General features: G+C 58.9%; 14 protein-coding genes. 1 reads left to right on the top strand and 13 read right to left on the bottom strand.

What is annotated here, in order from left to right:
* Positions 1–61: 61 nt before the first annotated feature.
* The 3 genes from menF to AFK66_RS05665 all read right to left on the bottom strand — a co-directional run bounded on the left by menF (position 62) and on the right by AFK66_RS05665 (position 2286).
* Positions 62–1351 carry an isochorismate synthase MenF gene (gene menF, locus AFK66_RS05675; RefSeq protein ID WP_007776759.1) on the bottom strand — a complete coding sequence of 430 codons (1290 nt, stop codon included), beginning with the start codon at positions 1349–1351 and terminating at the stop codon, positions 62–64.
* Positions 1352–1454: 103 nt separating this feature from the next.
* Complete coding sequence (gene elaB / locus AFK66_RS05670; protein ID WP_004388266.1) at positions 1455–1766, bottom strand: stress response protein ElaB; 312 nt, start codon at positions 1764–1766, stop codon at positions 1455–1457.
* Between the two features lie 49 nt (positions 1767–1815).
* Positions 1816–2286: a GNAT family N-acetyltransferase gene (locus AFK66_RS05665; RefSeq protein WP_007776760.1), complete on the bottom strand. Its 471-nt coding sequence runs from the start codon at positions 2284–2286 to the stop codon at positions 1816–1818.
* Between the two features lie 73 nt (positions 2287–2359).
* On the opposite strand from AFK66_RS05665, the gene rnz reads away from it, so the two are divergent.
* Positions 2360–3274: a ribonuclease Z gene (gene rnz / locus AFK66_RS05660; protein WP_023898366.1), complete on the top strand. Its 915-nt coding sequence runs from the start codon at positions 2360–2362 to the stop codon at positions 3272–3274.
* A 52-nt stretch (positions 3275–3326) separates the two neighbouring features.
* Here rnz and nuoN read toward each other — a convergent pair whose 3' ends face one another.
* From nuoN to nuoE, 10 genes are all read right to left on the bottom strand, one after another.
* Positions 3327–4784: an NADH-quinone oxidoreductase subunit NuoN gene (gene nuoN / locus AFK66_RS05655; RefSeq protein ID WP_007776765.1), complete on the bottom strand. Its 1458-nt coding sequence runs from the start codon at positions 4782–4784 to the stop codon at positions 3327–3329.
* Positions 4785–4790: 6 nt separating this feature from the next.
* Positions 4791–6320 (bottom strand): NADH-quinone oxidoreductase subunit M, encoded by a 1530-nt coding sequence (nuoM, locus tag AFK66_RS05650; RefSeq protein ID WP_007776766.1) that lies wholly within the window; start codon positions 6318–6320, stop codon positions 4791–4793.
* A gap of 155 nt (positions 6321–6475) precedes the next feature.
* On the bottom strand, positions 6476–8314 hold the full coding sequence (gene nuoL, locus AFK66_RS05645) for an NADH-quinone oxidoreductase subunit L (RefSeq protein ID WP_007699963.1): 1839 nt from the start codon (positions 8312–8314) through the stop codon (positions 6476–6478).
* On the bottom strand, positions 8311–8613 hold the full coding sequence (gene nuoK, locus AFK66_RS05640; RefSeq protein WP_004388260.1) for an NADH-quinone oxidoreductase subunit NuoK: 303 nt from the start codon (positions 8611–8613) through the stop codon (positions 8311–8313). The genes nuoL and nuoK overlap by 4 nt, the downstream gene beginning before the upstream one ends.
* The gene (gene nuoJ / locus AFK66_RS05635; protein WP_007762766.1) at positions 8610–9173 is read right to left on the bottom strand and encodes an NADH-quinone oxidoreductase subunit J; all 564 of its coding nucleotides are present in this window, start codon (positions 9171–9173) and stop codon (positions 8610–8612) included. Before nuoJ ends, nuoK begins: the two co-directional genes overlap by 4 nt.
* A 10-nt stretch (positions 9174–9183) precedes the next feature.
* Positions 9184–9726: an NADH-quinone oxidoreductase subunit NuoI gene (gene nuoI, locus AFK66_RS05630; RefSeq protein ID WP_004388259.1), complete on the bottom strand. Its 543-nt coding sequence runs from the start codon at positions 9724–9726 to the stop codon at positions 9184–9186.
* A gap of 14 nt (positions 9727–9740) precedes the next feature.
* The gene (nuoH, locus tag AFK66_RS05625) at positions 9741–10721 is read right to left on the bottom strand and encodes an NADH-quinone oxidoreductase subunit NuoH (protein WP_007699968.1); all 981 of its coding nucleotides are present in this window, start codon (positions 10719–10721) and stop codon (positions 9741–9743) included.
* Positions 10718–13444: an NADH-quinone oxidoreductase subunit NuoG gene (gene nuoG / locus AFK66_RS05620; protein ID WP_007776771.1), complete on the bottom strand. Its 2727-nt coding sequence runs from the start codon at positions 13442–13444 to the stop codon at positions 10718–10720. Before nuoG ends, nuoH begins: the two co-directional genes overlap by 4 nt.
* 54 nt (positions 13445–13498) lie before the next feature.
* Positions 13499–14836 (bottom strand): NADH-quinone oxidoreductase subunit NuoF, encoded by a 1338-nt coding sequence (gene nuoF, locus AFK66_RS05615; RefSeq protein ID WP_004388651.1) that lies wholly within the window; start codon positions 14834–14836, stop codon positions 13499–13501.
* Entirely contained in the window at positions 14833–15333 is a 501-nt protein-coding gene (gene nuoE / locus AFK66_RS05610; protein WP_004388650.1) for an NADH-quinone oxidoreductase subunit NuoE, read from the bottom strand. Before nuoE ends, nuoF begins: the two co-directional genes overlap by 4 nt.

Here is a 15333-nt window from a genome sequence, read left to right as displayed (position 1 = left end):
CCGGTTTATTATAAAGCCTCGTCGAAACCGAATTTTGATATGGGTCGGGTTGTGGCGATGCTCAGTCCGTTAGAAGCGTAAGCAGCGCCTCCGCTTTGTTCTCGATTTCCTGCCACTCCAGCGCGGCCTGCGAACCTGCCACTAGCCCTGCACCCGCGTAAATGCGGATAGTCTTATCCTTCAGGCGCGCCGAGCGCAGGCTGACGCAAAACTCTGCGCTTTCCAGCGACAGAAAACCGGCAGAGCCGGCGTACCATTCGCGATCGAACGGCTCGTGGTCAGCGATAAAACGACGCGCCGCCTCGCGCGGCAGCCCGGCCACCGCGGCAGTCGGCTGTAACTGATGCAGGCATGCCCCGTCGTCCGGCGCGAAAAGCCGCGCGGAGATGGCGCACCTGAGATGCTGCACCCGCCGCAACCGCACCACTTCCGGCAGACGCGCCGTGATGCTGTGCGCAATCGCCTGTAGCCGCTCGCGAATATCTTCGACCACTAACGCGTTTTCACGGCGGTTTTTATCATCATTGAGCAGCCAGATAGCGCGCGCCTGCGCCAGACCGTCGTCAGAGAGATTCTCCACCGTCCCCGCCAGCGCCTCGGTATCCAGCGCCAGGCCATTGCGCCGCCACAAGCGTTCCGGCGTCGAGCCAAGAAACACCTCGCGCGCGCTGAAGGCCAGATAAAAGTGGTAGCAGTGGTGATTGGCCTCACGGCTGGCGGCCATTAGCGCAGTCGCATCAGGCGGTGCGACAAAGCGCAAATCGGTGGCACGCGCCAGCACAACTTTAGCGAAATCGCCGCGCTCGATGGCGTGTGTCGCCGCGCCAACCAGTTGCGCCCACTGCTGCGCCTGAGGAGTATCGCAGCGGCTGACGCGACGCGGTGCAGGTTGTAGCAGCGTTTGCCGCGCCGGTTGCAGATTGTGGATAAGCGGTTTTAACGCCTGGGCCGCCTTGCGTTGCGAGCAGGCGCTGTAAAGGTTCACCATCAGCCAGGCGCGATCGCCTTCCCGACGCAGCTCCAGACGCGGAATGAAGAAAAGCCCGGTTTGCGGATCGAACGCGTTCAGTCCCCAGGCGCGCAGGCCTGGCGTATCGGCATACTGGCGTAAAAACGCCTGCGCCTCGTTAAGGCTTAAGAATGTGCACGCCGCGCCAAGGGTGGCGGCTTCTTCATGCCCCTCGCGCGAGCGCCAGTAAAACTGCGGATAACCCGGCTGTGCGCCAAGCCAGGCGAGAAAATCGTTACTTTCAGGGGAGAATTCAAAGGCACAGCGCCAGAGACCGGGGATATCCGGCACGTCGGCAAGTGCCTTTTCAGCCAACGCCTGCGCGGCGGCGAGGGTATTCACAGATTTCCTTTCCTCTGCTTAAAACCCTGCATTCTACAAGGTCTTGCAGGTAAAAAAAATGGCGCACCCTAAACGGATGCGCCGGTGCGCGATGTGCGGAGAATTAACGGCGGGCTAACAGCAGGCCCAGCACCAGACCTGCGGCGGCACCGATACCAACGCCCTGCCACGGTTTTTCATGCACATAGTCATCGGCACGATAGACCGCCTGTTTGGCGCGGAAGTAATAATTGTCGGACGCGGTGCTGACGCGGTTTTTCACGTCATGCAGCGCCTGCTCGGCACGCGCTTTCAGCTCAACATATTTCTGATCCGCCGGATCGCCGGACGAACGCAGGATCTCTTCCAGAGTATCGCTCAGCAGAGTCAGGTCATCGTCGACACGCGTTTCATAAGGTTGTGAAGATAAAGGCATAACTGGTCTCCGTGTTATCAAGTTACCGGTTTGCTAACTATAGACACACTCACGCTTTTTTGCCTGGACGCGGTTCGCGCCGCATCCCGATGTGCGGGATGCCGTCTTCATCATAGATTTCTGTGGCCGGGACAAAACCAAACTGCGCGTAAAACGCCTGCAGATGCGCCTGCGCGCTCAGGTATAACGGGCTTTGCGGCCAGTTGCGCTCGCAGCTCTCAACCGCGCGTTTCATGAGTTCAACACCCAGCTTTTCGCCCCGTGCGGCACCTGAAACAATGACCCGCCCTATCGCGACGGGCGCGTGTGGATCGTCACTTTTCAGAATCCTCGCATAAGCAATCAGCTGATTATCGCGCCAGGCGAGCAGATGCCGGTTCTCGCCCACCAGATCTTCGCCGTCCACATCCAGATAAGGACACGTTTGTTCCACCACAAACACTTCACAGCGCAGCTTCAGCAGTGCGTACAGCGTCGGGACATCCAGCTCGGCGTGATGTTTATCCTGCCAGTCGATCATATTGGCCTCCAGAATGTGCGGCGATCCTCGTTATACTAAAAGCTTTCGCGCAATCGTACAGAGTAAATTCCTCATGGAACTGACATTTTTAGGCACCAGCGCCGGGCTGCCGTCCACCACCCGCAACGTGACGGCCATTGTCCTGAACCCGCAGAATAATCGCTCCGGATTGTGGCTTTTTGACTGCGGCGAAGGCACCCAGCACCAGATGCTGCGCGCTACGGCTAACCCCGGCAAAATAGAGAAAATCTTTATCACGCACCTGCACGGCGATCATATCTTCGGGCTACCAGGCCTGCTGTGCAGCCGCTCTATGGCAGGCTGTGAGACGCCGCTTGAGATTTACGGCCCAAAGGGCATAGCGGAATTTGTCGAAACTACGTTGCGCCTGAGCGGCTCCTGGACCAGCTATCCGTTACACGTGCATGAAATTACCGAAGGACAGCTATCAGACGACGGCGAAATTATCGTGACCGCGTACCCGCTGACACACCCGGTGGAATGTTACGGCTACCGGATTGAAGAGCATGACAAACCAGGCGCGCTGGACGCCGCGCGTCTTAAAGCGGCAGGCGTCACACCAGGGCCGCTGTTTCAGCAGCTCAAGCGCGGCGAGACGGTGACGCTCCCTGACGGGCGCACGGTGTGCGGCGCCGATTACCTGAGCGCGCCCCGCCCCGGCAAAAAAATAGCCATTTTCGGTGATACCGGCCCGACGCCGCAGGCGGTTAATCTCGCCCGTGATGTGGATGTGATGGTCCATGAAACCACGCTTGAAGCGGCGATGGCGGAGAAAGCCAACGGGCGCGGGCATTCGACCACGCAGCAGGCGGCCGCGGTTGCCAGAGACGCGGGCGCGAAGCGCCTGTTGATGACGCACTTTAGTTCACGCTATAGCGCGGAAGACTGTCAGAGGCTGCTCGCCGAGTGCCAGACCATTTTTCCGGCAAGCGAGCTGGCGGAAGATTTCCTGACTATCACGGTATAGCGCCCATAAAAAAACCGCCGGTAAACGGCGGTTTTTAGCTAAAGCACAAAGCTTACATCAGCGGTTTCGCCAGCTGCACCAGCGTAATCAGCGGCTGCGGCCAGACACCCAGCACCAGCACCAGCAGTGCGGAAATCAGCACCACGACGCCGCCCGCGCTGTATGCCCAGTTAGACGGCGCATCGCGGTTGAGCTGCTGCGGCGCGTTCAGATACAGACTCACCGCCACGCGCAGGTAGTAGTAGAGACCAATCGCCGAACCCACGACTACCGCACCGGTCAGCCACCACAGGTTGGACTGTACACCGACGGCCAGCACGTAGAATTTACCGATAAAGCCGAGCGTCATCGGGATACCCGCCAGCGACAGCATCATCACGGTCATTACGGCCGAGAGAATCGGACGGTGCCAGAACAGGCCGCGGTAGGAGTAGAGCGAATCCGCGTCCGGGCCGCGATACGGGCTGGACATCAGACTCACCACGCCAAACGCGCCGAGGCTGCTGAAGAGATAACCTGCCAGGTAAACGCCCACGGTTTCCATCGACATATCGCCGCTTTTCAGCGCAATCAGCGCGACCAGCAGGTAGCCCAGATGGGAGATGGATGAATAACCGAGCAGACGCTTAATGTTGGTCTGGGTCAGCGCCATCAGGTTACCGAAGATGATGGAGGCGAAGGCGAGCACGCCTAACACCACGCGCACCGCCTCGCTGTCACCTACCGGCGCATAGAGGAACAGACGCATCACCACACCGAAGATAGCGATTTTGCTCGCGGTCGCCAGGAAGGTGGAAACCGGCGCAGGCGCGCCCTGGTAGACATCCGGCGTCCAGAGATGGAACGGCACCAGAGAGAGTTTAAAGCCCAGGCCGACAATCATCAGGCCCAGACCCGCCAGCAGCAGCGGCTCGCTCAGCATGTTGTCCGCGAGGCTCTTACCGAGCGTGACGAACGACAGGCTGCCGGACTGCGCGTACACCAGCGCCATACCAAACAGCAGAAAGGACGACGCTGCGGCAGACAGAATGGTGTATTTGATGGCCGCTTCCAGCGAGCGTTTCTGACGAAATGCGTAACCGACCAGACCAAACAGCGGCAGAGAGATAAGCTCGATACCCAGGAACAGCGACGCCAGATGATTGGCGTTCGCCAGAAGAATACCGCCCAGCGCTGCGATCAGCACCAGCAGATAAAACTCTTCCTTGTTATCGTTGTAGCCCTGCAGCCACGGATAGGCGAAGGTACAGGTGGCGAGGCTCGCCAGCAGCACCAGGCCGGTATACAGCATGGCGTAACCGTCCACGCGCATCAGCGGCGTGACGTCCATCGCTCCCGCCTGACCCACGAACCACAGCGACAGCAGCGCGGCGTTCAGGCCAACAACAGACAGCGTGGCATTGAGGAAGTGATTACGTCGCCACGCAATGGAGAGCATCACAACTACCACCGTCAATCCGACGATCAGCAGCGGTAGCAGCGCGATCAATTGTTGAGTAGTTATTGTCATGGCGAATTACGGCCTTGTAGTTGAAACAGAATCGGTAAACCACTGCTGAATATTGCTCATCGCCGAATGGGATGTATCCAGAATTGGCTGGGGATAGAAGCCCAGCAGTACCAGAAGCACCACCAGCAGCAGGATCATAAACAGCTCGCGCGGCGACAGACCGCGAATCTCCTGACGCGCCGCTTCGCTCTTCGGCTGACCGAAGTACGCGCGATGCAGCATCGCCAGCGAGTAAACAGACGCGAACACCAGACCGAAGGTCGAGATGACGGTAATCACCGGCACCACCTGGAAGCTGCCGAACAGGATCATGAACTCGCCGACGAAGTTACCGGTGCCCGGCATACCGAGCGTCGCCACGGCGAAGAACATCGACAGCGCCGGCAGCCATCTGATTTTGCTCCACAGACCGCCCATCTGGCGCATATCGCGGGTATGCAGGCGCTCATAAAGCTGGCCGCACAGAATAAACAGACCCGCCGCGGAAAGACCGTGAGCGATCATCTGGATCACCGCGCCCTGATAAGCGAGCTGGCTGCCAGTGTAGATGGCGATTAGCACAAAGCCCATGTGGGAAACGGAGGTGTATGCGATAAGACGTTTGATGTCGTACTGGGTAAAGGCCATCCACGCGCCGTAGAAGATGCCGATCACGCCAAGCCACATGGCGATCGGGGCGAACTCTGCGGAAGCGTTCGGGAACAGCGGCAGCGAGAAGCGCAGCAGACCGTAGGCCGCGGTTTTCAGAAGAATACCCGCAAGGTCAACGGAGCCCGCGGTCGGCGCCTGAGAGTGCGCGTCCGGCAGCCAGCCATGCAGCGGCACCACCGGCATTTTCACCGCAAACGCGATGAAGAAGCCGAGCATCAGCAGGTATTCGACACCGTGAGACATCGGCGTTTTCAGCAGGCGTTCGTAGTTGAACGTCCACTCGCCAGTGGCGTTGTAGTGCACAAATACCAGCGCCAGGATGGCAATCAACATCACCAGACCGCTCGCCTGGGTATAGATGAAGAATTTGGTCGCCGCGGTGATACGCGTTTTACCGTCCGATGCCTTATGACCCCATAGGGCAATCAGGAAGTACATCGGCACCAGCATCATTTCCCAGAAGAAGAAGAACAGGAACATGTCGATGGCGAGGAACACGCCGATCACGCCGCCCAGGATCCACATCAGGTTGAGATGGAAGAAGCCCTGATATTTTTCAATTTCATTCCAGGAGCAGAGCACCGCCAGCACGCCGAGCAGGCCCGTCAGTACCACCATCAGCAGCGACAGCCCGTCGATGGCTAAATGGATGGTGATCCCAAAACGCGGGATCCAGTCGAGAATGAACTGGTCCTGCCACTTCGGAAACTCACTGGATTGCGTCAGGGAGTAGCCGCCCTGCAACCAGAGTTGCAGGCCGAGCGCCAGCGTCAGTCCCATCGTGATCAGCGCAATCCAGCGCGGCACCTTGACGCCGAAGCGTTCGGTCTGCCAGCACAGGAAGCCGCCGATAAAGGGAATCAGTATTAGCCAGGGTAGTAACATGGCGATTTTTGTTCCTTGTTTAAGTCCAGCTCAGGCTATCTTACTCGCCACCGTGAATCCCGCTGCGCGCAGAGAGTTTCCACGGTGGCTTCGCTGATAAGGCCTGTCCTTTCGGACTTGATTTTCAACGAATTCTTTTAAAATTCACTTATGAATCAACGCAACACCATCAGCAACACCAGTACGACTACCGCACCGACGCTCATGGACGCCACATACCAGCGCAGGTAGCCGTTCTCGCTCAGCAGCAGACCGCGGCCTGCGTAGCGGGACAGGATGGCCGGAATGTTCATCAGCGCATTCAGCGGATCGCGTTGCAGCAGCCAGGCGATACCCAGGAAAGGCTTAACGAAGACTTTGTCATACAGCCAGTCGAAGCCCCAGGCGTGATACCACCAGGTGCCGAAGAAACGACCCGGCGCGCTTTTGGCGACGGCGGTGACCAGCGTACGCTTGCCAAGCCACAGCCAGGCGGCGATCAGGATACCGACAATCGCCACTACGCCAGAGGTGATTTCCAGCGCCATTTTGCCGTCGTGACCGAAGTGGTTTTCCGGCAATACGCCCGCCAGCGGCGGCGTAATCAGCGCGCCGACAAAGGTCGAAAGCACCAGCAGCACGATAAGCGGCAGATGATGGGTAATCCCCTTCCCTGCGTGTGCGTGAATTTTTTCTTCGCCGTGGAACACGATGAAAATCATGCGGAAGGTATAGATGGACGTCAGGAACGCGCCAACCAGACCCGCCAGCATTAAGTAGTTATGGCCGTTGGCAGCAGCGCCCCACAGAATTTCATCTTTACTGTAGAAGCCTGCGGTCACGACCGGCAGTGCCGCAAGCGCCGCGCCGCCCACCAGGAAGCAGGCGTAAACCAGCGGAATGGATTTACGCAGGCCGCCCATTTTGAAGATGTTCTGCTCGTGGTGGCACGCCAGAATGACGGAACCGGACGAGAGGAACAGCAGCGCTTTAAAGAACGCGTGCGTCATCAGGTGGAAAATCGCCGCATCCCACGCCTGAACGCCAAGCGCCAGGAACATGTAGCCAATCTGGCTCATGGTGGAATACGCGAGAACACGTTTGATGTCGGTCTGCACCAGCGCGGCGAAACCCGCCAGCACCAGCGTAATGGCACCTACGATACCAACCAGATGCAACACGTCCGGCGTCAGCAGGAACAGGCCGTGGGTACGGGCGATCAGGTAAACGCCCGCGGTCACCATGGTCGCCGCGTGGATCAGCGCGGAAACCGGCGTCGGGCCTGCCATCGCGTCCGCAAGCCAGGTCTGGAGCGGAAGCTGTGCGGATTTACCGACCGCGCCGCCAAGCAGCATCAGCGTTGCCCAACGCAGCATTTCATTGCCGTTGGCAAAATGCTGCGGTGCCAGTTCAACCATTTCACGGAAGTTCAGCGTGCCCAGTTCGTTGTAGAGGATGAACAGCGCGAACGCGAGGAAGACGTCACCTACACGGGTCACGACAAACGCTTTCATCGCGGCGGCTCCGTTCTTCGGATCGGTATAGTAGAAACCGATCAGCAGATAGGAGCACAGGCCCACGCCTTCCCAGCCGAGGTACATCAGCAGCAGGTTATCGGAGAGCACCAGCACAACCATGCTCGCGATAAACAGGTTGGTGTACGCGAAAAAGCGGGAATAGCCCTCTTCGCCGCGCATATACCAGGACGCGAACATGTGGATCAGGAAGCCTACGCCGGTGACCACGGAGAGCATGGTCAGCGAAAGGCCATCCAGCACCAGGTTGACGCCGATGTTGAAATCGCCAACTGACATCCAGGTCCACAGCGGCAGAGAAAACGCCTGCTTGCCGTTATTAAAGAAATCAATGCCAGCGTAAGCGGTGACCAGCGCCGCCAGTCCCACAGAGCCGACTCCAACCGTCGCGGAGAGGTTTTCCGACCAGCGACCACGGGAGAAGGCAAGCAGAATATAGCCAATCAATGGCAAAATAATGGTTAATGCGAGCAGGTTCATCCACGCATCTCACTTACTGAATCGATATTCAGGTTCTGGCGACGACGATGGAGTTGCAGCAGCAGCGCAAGGCCGATACTGGCTTCTGCCGCGGCTAAGCTAATCGCCAGGATATACATTATCTGACCGTCGGTCTGACCCCAGTAGCTGCCAGCGACCACAAAGGCCAGCGCGGCGGCGTTAATCATGATTTCCAGCCCAATCAGCATAAACAGCAGATTGCGGCGGATAACCAGACCGGTCAGACCCAGGACGAACAGAATAGCCGCCAGGATCAGTCCATGTTGTAACGGGATCATGCGCGCTCCTCCGTTTTTCTTTTCGATGCGTCCGACGGAGCCCCGCCGCGCACGCTTACCACATCGCCCGCTTTCTCTTCGCGGCCAAGATGGAAGGCCACGACCAGGCCCGCCAGCAACAGCATGGAAGCCAGTTCGACCGCCAGTACGTAAGTCTGGAACAGGTCTTTACCGACGGCTTTCGCGCTAATCGGGTTGCCTTCAATGCCCTGATCGTTGACGCCCAGAATGGCGTAGACAATCACCACCAGCAGAACCGCCGAGAGAATGCCAGGGCCAATCCAGATTTGCGGTTTGAGCCACTCGCGCTCCTGACGCACCACGGAATCGCCGAGGTTCAGCATCATGACCACGAACACGAAGAGCACCATGATGGCGCCTGCGTAGACGATGATCTCCAGCGCACCGGCGAAGTAAGCGCCGAGTGAGAAAAAGACGCCTGCGATCGCCAGCAGCGAGATAATCAGGTACAGCAGCGCGTGTACCGGATTGCTGTGGGTGATCACCCGGGCGGTGGTCAGGACCGCCACAAGGGCGCAGATATAAAAAGCGAATTCCATTCCTGACTCCTTAAGGTAACAGGCCTTTGACGTCGATAGGTTTGGCTTCGTTTTCCGCGTCGCCTTTATCTTTGCCGTCGATTGCCATACCCGCCATCCGGTAGAAGTTATATTCCGGGTATTTGCCCGGACCGGAGATCAGCAGGTCCTCTTTTTCATACACCAGATCCTGGCGCTTAAACTCGCCCAGCTCGAAATCCGGCGTCAGCTGGATAGCGGTGGTCGGGCAAGCCTCTTCGCACATGCCGCAGAAAATGCAGCGTGAGAAGTTGATGCGGAAAAACTCCGGATACCAGCGACCGTCTACGGTCTCCGCTTTTTGCAGAGAGATACAGCCCACCGGGCAGGCGACCGCACAGAGGTTACAGGCCACACAACGCTCCTGACCGTCCGGATCGCGCGTCAGCACGATACGGCCGCGGTAGCGCGGCGGCAGATAAACCGGCTCTTCCGGATACATGCGCGTTTCGCGTTTGGAAAACGCGTGCAGGCCAATCATCCAGATACTGCGTAGTTGGGTGCCGAAACCAACCACTATGTCTTTCAATGTCATGGTTTTCTCACCCCTTATGCCGCTGTCTGCCAGAGAATGACAGCCGCGGTTACCAGCAGATTGATAAGCGTCAGCGGCAGGCACACTTTCCAGCCGAAGGACATTACCTGGTCATAACGAGGACGCGGTAATGCGGCGCGAATCAAAATAAACATCATCATAAAGAACGCGGTTTTCAGCGCGAACCAGATGAAAGGCGGTAACCAGGGGCCCTGCCAGCCGCCAAAGAACAGCGTCACGATCAGCGCAGAAACGGTCACAATCCCGATATATTCGCCCACGAAGAACAGACCGAACTTCATGCCGGAATATTCGATGTGGTAACCGTCAGCCAGTTCCTGCTCTGCTTCCGGCTGGTCAAACGGGTGACGGTGACACACCGCAACGCCCGCGATAGCGAAAGTGATAAAGCCGAAGAACTGCGGAACAACGTTCCAGAGGTGCGCCTGGTTGTTGACGATGTCGGTCATATTGAACGACCCGGCCTGCGCAACAACACCCATCAGGGAGAGGCCGAGGAACACTTCGTAGCTCAGCGTCTGCGCGGAGGCGCGCATTGCGCCCAGCAGCGAGTATTTGTTGTTGCTCGACCAGCCTGCGAACAGCACCGCGTAAACGCCAAGGCCCGCCATCATCAGGAAGAAGAGGATCCCGATATTGAGATCCGCCACGACCCAGGTCGGGCTGACAGGCACAATCGCGAACGCCAGCAGCAGCGAGGTGAACGCAATCATCGGTGCCAGCGTAAAGATAACGCGGTCGGAGAAGCGCGGGATCCAGTCCTCTTTAAAGAACATCTTGATCATGTCCGCGACCAGCTGGAGCGAACCGCCCCAGCCTACACGGTTCGGCCCGTAACGGTTCTGGAAGAGGCCGAGCAGGCGGCGCTCGCCAAAACTCATGAACGCGCCGCAGCTCACGACCACCAGCAGAATGACCACCGCTTTCAGGATGCTGAGCAGGATCTCGATAACATCCGGTGTCAACCAACTCATTGCGCAGCCTCCTGCAGATTTTCAAGACGAGCGCCAGCCATGACAGGCGCGATGCCCGGCATGCCCATCGGCAGACCGACCTGCCCTTCCGTCAGCCCTTCAGAGAGCTGCAACGGCAGCGTGATGGTCTGGCCTTCGTAATTGAAGGAGACCTTCGCGCCCGCGTTGACGCCGAGCTTCGCGGCATCGGCCGGATTCAGGCGGATGTACGGCTGCGGCATGCGGCTCTGGAAGACCGGTGAGCGCTGCGACAGCTCGTCGCTGCCAAACAGATGGTAGTAAGGCGCGATACGCCACTGACCATCCTGCGGCGCGAAACGCTGCGGTACGGTCGTGAAGTAGTCGATAGCGCCCTCGCCCGCCTCAATGAGACGCACGCCCGGATCGCCATGACGTAGGTGGCCACCCACTTCGTCCTGGAATTTGTTCCAGGCCTGCGGGGAGTTCCAGCCTGGCGCCCAGGCAAACGGCACCTGAGAACGCGGCGCGTCCGGATGGTTGTTCCCTTCCATGGAGAAGGCGAACATGGTGTCTTTATCCTGCGGCTGGCGCGGCTCGTGAACGCTGATGTTCGCGCGCATCGCAGTGCGACCGCTGTAACGATGCGGTTCGCGCGCCAGTTTCTGGCCGCGGATGCGGAACGTCGCGTCCGGCGCGGCGTTTTTAATGCCCGCCAGGTGCGGCAGTTTTTCGATGCAGGCGTCGATTACGTGATCGAGCTGCGTCCAGTCCGGATGACGGTTTTCCAGCGTGCTGTGCAGCGAATGCAGCCAGCGCCAGCTTTCCAGCATGGTCACGGTGTTGTCGTAGTAAGACGGGTCATACACCTGGAAGAAGCGCTGCGCGCGGCCTTCGTTGTTGATGACCGTACCGTCGCTTTCGGCGAAGCTCGCGGTGGAGAGCACAAGATGCGCGTGATCCATAATCGCGGTGCGCTGATGGTCAATCACCATCACCAGCGGCGCTTTCGCCAGCGCTGCGTCCACACGTGCCGCCGAGGCGTGACGGTGCAGATCGTTTTCCAGCACGATAACGGCGTCAGCGCTGCCGGTTTCCAGCTCGTTCAGCGCGTCGTCAAGCGAACCGCCGCCAATCATGCCGAGACCGACGCTGTTAACCGCGCGGGCGATCATGGTGATACCGACATCCGCGCCGCGGCCTTTCAGAGCCTTCGCCACGTTTGCGGCCGCCTCAATCACTTCCACGCTGCCGGCGTTGGTGCCGGAGATAATCAGCGGCTTCTTCGCCCCTGCCAGCGCCTGCACAATCACGTCCACTTTGTTTTGCAGGTCGCGATCCAGCCCTTCCACCGCAGGCGATGCGGCGTCCAGCGCGTTAGCGATGGCAAACCCGAGGCGCGCCTGATCTTCCACCGGCGCACGATAAGTCCACGCGGCGATGTCGTCCAGGCGGGTGCTGTCAACATTGGTCACAAACAGCGGATGTTTGGCGCGCTGGCCGATGTTCAGGATGGCCGCGATCTGCCAGTCAGCCACTTTCTGGGCCGCCGCCATTTCACGCGCTTTGCCTTTCACCGCCTGACGTACCGCCAGCGCCACACGCGCACCGGTCTGGGTGATGTCTTCGCCCAGCACCAGCACGGCATCGTAAGATTCAATCTCACGCAGCGCCGGTGTGCGGATGCCGCTTTCACGCAGCACTTTCAGCATCAGTTGCAGACGTTCCTGCTCACCCGCCGCAATGCCGGTATAGAAGTTTTCCACACCGACCAGTTCACGCAGCGCGAAGTTGCTTTCGACGCTCGCGCGCGGGGAGCCGATACCGATGACTTTCTTCGACTGGCGCAGAATATCCGCCGCGCCCTGCATCGCCTGTTCGGCGTTCAGGGTGATCAGGTCATCGCCACGGCGCTGAACCGGACGACGCGGACGGTCTTTCAGGTTGACGTAGCCGTAGCCAAAACGGCCGCGGTCGCACAGGAAGTAGTGGTTAACGGTACCGTTGTAGCGGTTTTCGATACGACGCAGTTCGCCATAACGTTCGCCAGGGCTGGTGTTACAGCCCAGCGAGCACTGCTGGCAGATGCTCGGCGCAAACTGCATGTCCCATTTACGGTTGTAGCGCTCGGAGTGCGTTTTATCGGTGAAAACGCCGGTCGGGCAAATTTCGACCAGGTTACCGGAGAATTCGCTCTCAAGCGTACCGTCTTCCGGGCGACCGAAATAGACGTTGTCATGCGCGCCGTACACACCAAGATCGGTGCCGTCAGCGTAATCTTTGTAGTAACGCACGCAGCGATAGCAGGCGATGCAGCGGTTCATCTCATGATTGATGAACGGCCCCAGATCCTGATTGCGGTGAGTACGTTTGGTGAAGCGGTAGCGACGGAAGCTATGGCCGGTCATCACGGTCATATCCTGCAGGTGGCAGTTGCCGCCCTCTTCACAGACCGGACAGTCGTGCGGGTGGTTGGTCATCAGCCACTCCACAACGCTTTCGCGGAACTGTTTCGCTTCGTTGTCGTCAATAGAAATAAAGGTGCCATCGGATGCCGGCGTCATGCAGGACATCACCAGGCGACCACGGGTATCTTCCGCGTTCTGATATTGCTTCACCGCGCACTGGCGGCAGGCACCAACGCTACCCAGCGCCGGATGCCAGCAAAAATAAGGAATATCGAGGCCGAGCGACAGACACGCCTGCAGCAGGTTGTCCGCGCCGTCTACCTCATATTCTTTGCCGTCTACATGAATCGTAGCCATAGTCAGCATGCTTCCAGTTGGCCTGGCGCGAGCCAGGCGTTAATCAAAATGCTTTTACCAGCGCGTCTTGAGCAGGTTCGGCTGAATACCATTAATGGCACGGGTGTTGCCGGGGCTCTGCTTAATGCCCGCTTCGAATTCGTCACGGAAATATTTAATGGCGCTCTGAAGTGGCTCTACGGCACCTGGCGCATGGGCGCAGAACGTTTTACCCGGGCCCAGGAAGCGGCAGAGCTGCTCCAGGGTTTCGATATCCCCCGGTTGCCCTTCGCCGCGCTCCAGCGCGCGCAGGATTTTAACGCTCCACGGCAGCCCGTCACGGCATGGCGTACACCACCCGCAGGACTCGCGCGCGAAGAACTCTTCCAGGTTACGTACCAGCGACACCATATTGATTTCGTGGTCGACGGCCATCGCCAGCGCGGTGCCGAGACGGCTGCCCGCTTTACCGATACTGGCGAATTCCATCGGCAGATCGAGGTGCGCGTCGGTCAGGAAGTCTGTCCCCGCGCCGCCCGGCTGCCAGGCTTTGAATTTCAGGCCGTCGCGCATGCCGCCCGCGTACTCTTCGAGGATTTCACGCGCGGTGGTGCCGAACGGCAGCTCCCAGACGCCCGGGTTTTTCACGCGCCCGGAGAAGCCCATCAGCTTGGTGCCTTTGTCTTCGCTGGTTGACAGGCCCTGATACCACTCCACGCCGTTGGCGAGAATGGCCGGCACGTTGCACAGGGTTTCTACGTTGTTAACGCAGGTCGGTTTACCCCACACACCGCTGGATGCCGGGAACGGCGGCTTGGAACGCGGGTTGGCGCGGCGGCCTTCCAGCGAGTTGATAAGCGCCGTCTCTTCACCACAGATGTAGCGGCCCGCGCCGGTATGCACGAAGAGTTCAAAATCGAACCCTGAACCGAGAATGTTTTTACCCAGCAGCCCGGCTTCGGTCGCTTCCGCGATAGCGCGGCGCAGACGCTCGGCGGCTTCGATATACTCGCCGCGCAGGAAGATGTAACCGCGGTACGCTTTCAGCGCGAACGCGGAGATCAGCATGCCTTCCACCAGCAGGTGCGGCAGCTGTTCCATCAGCATGCGGTCTTTATAGGTGCCTGGCTCCATTTCATCGGCGTTACACAGCAGGTAACGGATGTTCATGGATTCGTCTTTCGGCATCAGGCTCCATTTCAGACCGGTGGAGAAGCCCGCGCCGCCGCGCCCTTTCAGGCCAGCGTCTTTCACGGCATTGACGATTTCATCCGGCGCCATGCCGGTGAGCGCTTTACGCGCGCCTTCGTAGCCGTTTTTGCTGCGGTATTCTTCAAGCCAGACCGGCTGCTTGTCGTCGCGCATACGCCAGGTTAGCGGATGCGTTTCGGCAGTACGAATAATCTGTTTCATTTGTACTGCTCCAGAAGTTCAGGGATCCCTTCCGGCGTCAGATAACTGTGAGTGTCCTCATCAATCATCATGGTCGGCCCTTTGTCGCAGTTGCCAAGGCAGCAGGTCGGCAGCAGGGTGAAGCGTCCGTCAAACGTGGTCTGGCCCGGTTTGATGCTCAGGTGTTTTTCAATCGCGGACTGAATCCCCTGATAGCCGGTAATATGGCACACCACGCTGTCGCAGTAGCGAATGACGTGACGGCCAACCGGCTGGCGGAAGATCTGGCTGTAGAAGGTCGCGACCCCTTCGACGTCGCTCGCCGGAATGCCCAGGACTTCCGCTATCGCATAGATAGCGCCGTCCGGCACCCAGCCACGCTGCTTCTGAACGATTTTCAGCGCTTCAATGGACGCCGCACGCGGGTCTTCGTAGTGGTGCTTCTCGTGCTCAATCGCCTCACGCTCTGCCGCACTCAGCTCAAAAGCCTCGTTCTGTGGTTGTTGATTCTCGTGCAT

Source organism: Cronobacter malonaticus LMG 23826 (assembly GCF_001277215.2).
GTDB lineage: Bacteria > Pseudomonadota > Gammaproteobacteria > Enterobacterales > Enterobacteriaceae > Cronobacter > Cronobacter malonaticus.
The sequence above is the reverse complement of the archived record's forward strand: the minus strand, read 5'-3'. Positions and strand labels throughout refer to the sequence as shown.

What these genes read in the sequence shown, in the direction of transcription:
- AFK66_RS05665 (WP_007776760.1), bottom strand. Translation starts at nt 2,286, where the DNA reads ATGATCGACTGGCAGGATAAACATCACGCCGAGCTGGATGTCCCGACG.
- nuoM (WP_007776766.1), bottom strand. Translation starts at nt 6,320, where the DNA reads ATGTTACTACCCTGGCTAATACTGATTCCCTTTATCGGCGGCTTCCTG.
- nuoI (WP_004388259.1), bottom strand. Translation starts at nt 9,726, where the DNA reads ATGACATTGAAAGACATAGTGGTTGGTTTCGGCACCCAACTACGCAGT.
- nuoJ (WP_007762766.1), bottom strand. Translation starts at nt 9,173, where the DNA reads ATGGAATTCGCTTTTTATATCTGCGCCCTTGTGGCGGTCCTGACCACC.
- nuoN (WP_007776765.1), bottom strand. Translation starts at nt 4,784, where the DNA reads ATGACAATAACTACTCAACAATTGATCGCGCTGCTACCGCTGCTGATC.
- nuoL (WP_007699963.1), bottom strand. Translation starts at nt 8,314, where the DNA reads ATGAACCTGCTCGCATTAACCATTATTTTGCCATTGATTGGCTATATT.
- nuoG (WP_007776771.1), bottom strand. Translation starts at nt 13,444, where the DNA reads ATGGCTACGATTCATGTAGACGGCAAAGAATATGAGGTAGACGGCGCG.
- rnz (WP_023898366.1), top strand. Translation starts at nt 2,360, where the DNA reads ATGGAACTGACATTTTTAGGCACCAGCGCCGGGCTGCCGTCCACCACC.
- nuoH (WP_007699968.1), bottom strand. Translation starts at nt 10,721, where the DNA reads ATGAGTTGGTTGACACCGGATGTTATCGAGATCCTGCTCAGCATCCTG.
- nuoE (WP_004388650.1), bottom strand. Translation starts at nt 15,333, where the DNA reads ATGCACGAGAATCAACAACCACAGAACGAGGCTTTTGAGCTGAGTGCG.
- nuoK (WP_004388260.1), bottom strand. Translation starts at nt 8,613, where the DNA reads ATGATCCCGTTACAACATGGACTGATCCTGGCGGCTATTCTGTTCGTC.
- nuoF (WP_004388651.1), bottom strand. Translation starts at nt 14,836, where the DNA reads ATGAAACAGATTATTCGTACTGCCGAAACGCATCCGCTAACCTGGCGT.
- elaB (WP_004388266.1), bottom strand. Translation starts at nt 1,766, where the DNA reads ATGCCTTTATCTTCACAACCTTATGAAACGCGTGTCGACGATGACCTG.